Source organism: Microbacterium sp. ISL-103 (genome assembly GCF_018613995.1).
Taxonomy (GTDB): Bacteria; Actinomycetota; Actinomycetes; order Actinomycetales; family Microbacteriaceae; genus Microbacterium.
In genome coordinates this window covers 1-2541 of the sequence record NZ_JAGGPD010000575.1, presented here as the reverse complement: position 1 = coordinate 2541, position 2541 = coordinate 1, and the positions used below count along the sequence as shown (strand labels likewise).

The following is a 2541-nucleotide window of genomic DNA, read 5'->3' as shown; positions in this document are numbered from 1 at the left end:
GCCGAGGTCGGCTCCGCCGTGTGGATTCTCGGGATCCCGGGAGACGTCGGCCTCGGCCCAGATGTGCGGGCGGCGGTGCGGCGACGCCTCGAGGACCTCGACCGTCTCGGCGCGCCAGAAGCTCTTCGACTCGTCCGTCGAATCCGCGCTCAGGCGCGCGCGGACCCGTTCTCCGGGGATGGCGTCGGAGACGAAGACGACTCGTCCTTCGTGACGGGCGATGAACGTACCGCCGTGCGCGATGCCGGTGATGTCCAGATCGAGCAGGGCTGGGGAGGAAGTCATCCTTCGAGGATACGGTGGTGAACATGCGCGTCTGCCTGGCCTCCACCTCTCCTGCCCGTCTCATGCTGCTGCGGCAGGCCGGTATCGAGCCGTCGACGCTGTCACCGGACGTCGATGAGGACGCGGTGGCGGCGGCCGCGGCATCCGATCGCGGAGGGGAGCTCCCGCCGGCAGACCTCGTGCTGCTCCTCGCTCGCGCCAAGGCTGCGGATGTCGCGCAGCGGCTCGCCGAAGAGGGCACGTTCGACGGCATCGTCATCGGCGGCGACTCGATGTTCGCCCTCGGCGGCCGCGTCTACGGCAAGCCGTACACACCGGAGGAGGCGACCAGGCGCTGGCACGAGATGCGCGGTGCCACCGGCATCCTGCACTCCGGGCATTCGGTGTTCCGGGTCTCGCCCGGCGTCGCACCTGTCGAGGCCACGGCCACCGCCGAGGCCTCTGTGACGTTCGCCGACGACATCACGGATGCCGAGATCGCCGCCTACGTCGCCTCGGGCGAACCCCTCCTCGTCGCGGGCGCCTTCACAGTCGACAGCCTGGGCGGGGCCTTCATCACGCGCGTCGACGGCGATCCGTCGACCGTCGTGGGCATGTCTCTGTCGACGGTCCGTCGACTGGCCGCAGATCTCGGCGTCGCCTGGACCGACCTCTGGTCGTAGGGTCTCATCGACGTTTCTCCTTCTTTCTTGTGGAGAGTCGTCAAATGGATCGAGGGCCTTCTCGCTAGGCTGACAACCATGCCTGAAATCGCCAAGGTGCTCATCGCCAACCGCGGCGAGATCGCCGTACGCATCATCCGTGCCGCACGAGACTCGGGGATCGCCTCGGTCGCCGTGTACGCAGACCAGGATCGCGACGCTCTGCACACCCGCCTCGCCGACGAGGCCTACGCCCTCGGCGGAGCCACGAGCGCCGAGACCTACCTGCAGATCGAGAAGATCCTCTCGGTCGCCCGTCGTGCCGGCGCAGACGCCGTGCACCCGGGCTACGGCTTCCTCGCCGAGAACGCCGAGTTCGCCCGTGCCGTCATCGGCGCGGGGATGACCTGGATCGGCCCCTCCCCCGACGCCATCGAGGCGCTCGGAGACAAGGTCACCGCCCGCCACGTCGCCGAGAAGGTGGGCGCACCGCTCGCCCCGGGAACGCCGGGTCCGGTGTCGGGAGCCGACGAGGTCATCGCCTTCGCGAAGGAGTTCGGCCTGCCGATCGCGATCAAGGCCGCGTACGGAGGCGGAGGCCGAGGCCTCAAGGTCGCGCGTGAGCTCGACGAGGTCGCCGAGCTGTTCGAGTCCGCCACCCGCGAGGCCGTGACCGCCTTCGGGCGCGGCGAGTGCTTCGTCGAGAAGTACCTCGACAAGCCCCGCCATGTCGAGACGCAGTGCCTGGCGGATGCCGAGGGCAACGTCGTCGTCATCTCGACGCGAGACTGCTCGCTGCAGCGTCGCCACCAGAAGCTCGTCGAGGAGGCCCCCGCGCCGTTCCTCACGGAGGAGCAGAACACGCTGCTGTACTCGGCGTCGAAGGCGATCCTCAAAGAGGTCGGCTACGTCGGTGCGGGAACCTGCGAGTTCCTCATCGGCGCCGACGGCACCGTGTCGTTCCTCGAGGTGAACACTCGCCTGCAGGTCGAGCACCCCGTCTCCGAAGAGGTCACCGGCATCGACCTCGTGCGCGAGCAGTTCCGCATCGCCGCCGGCGGCACCATCGACTACGACGACCCCACCCCGACCGGACACTCGATCGAGTTCCGCATCAACGGCGAAGACCCCGGTCGCGGGTTCCTGCCACAGCCCGGGCCCATCCACGTCTTCAAGACCTTCGGGGGCCCCGGCATCCGTCTCGACTCCGGCGTCACCGCCGGAGACTCGGTCTCGGGCGCGTTCGACTCGCTGCTCGCGAAGATCATCGTCACGGGCAAGGACCGGGCCGAGGCGCTCGAGCGCTCCCGCCGCGCCCTCGAGGAATTCGAGGTCGCCGGGCTCCCGACGGTTCTGCCCTTCCACCGCAAGGTCGTCAACGATCCCGCCTTCACCGCCGCTGACGGACGATTCGGAGTCTTCACCCGCTGGATCGAGACCGAGTTCGAGAACGACATCCCCGCATGGGACGGCGAGCTCGAGTCGCCCGCGTCATCCGAGAACCGGCACACCGTCGTCGTCGAGGTCGCGGGCAAGCGCCTCGAGGTGAGCCTGCCCGATCGCGTGGCGGTCGCCCCCGGCACGACGGGTCGCCCCGCGGCCGTGCCGCCGTCGC

The 2541-nt window shown here is 69.4% G+C and carries 3 protein-coding genes; 2 read left to right on the top strand and 1 reads right to left on the bottom strand.

From position 1 onward, the window contains the following. On the bottom strand, window positions 1-285 hold a 285-nt coding region (locus tag J7E68_RS18050), incomplete at its 3' end, for a TRAM domain-containing protein (RefSeq protein WP_396652523.1). A 23-nt stretch (window positions 286-308) separates the two neighbouring features. On the opposite strand from J7E68_RS18050, the gene J7E68_RS18045 reads away from it, so the two are divergent. Both J7E68_RS18045 and J7E68_RS18040 read left to right on the top strand, forming a co-directional pair. Further along, window positions 309-947 (top strand): nucleoside triphosphate pyrophosphatase, encoded by a 639-nt coding sequence (locus J7E68_RS18045; protein ID WP_215174931.1) that lies wholly within the window; start codon window positions 309-311, stop codon window positions 945-947. Window positions 948-1025: 78 nt separating this feature from the next. Further along, the coding region (locus tag J7E68_RS18040) for an acetyl/propionyl/methylcrotonyl-CoA carboxylase subunit alpha (RefSeq protein ID WP_215174930.1) at window positions 1026-2541 on the top strand (1516 nt) is incomplete at its 3' end.

Excerpts from the sequence above, each read along its gene's own strand:
- J7E68_RS18045 (WP_215174931.1), top strand. The coding sequence starts at position 309 with ATGCGCGTCTGCCTGGCCTCCACCTCTCCTGCCCGTCTCATGCTGCTG.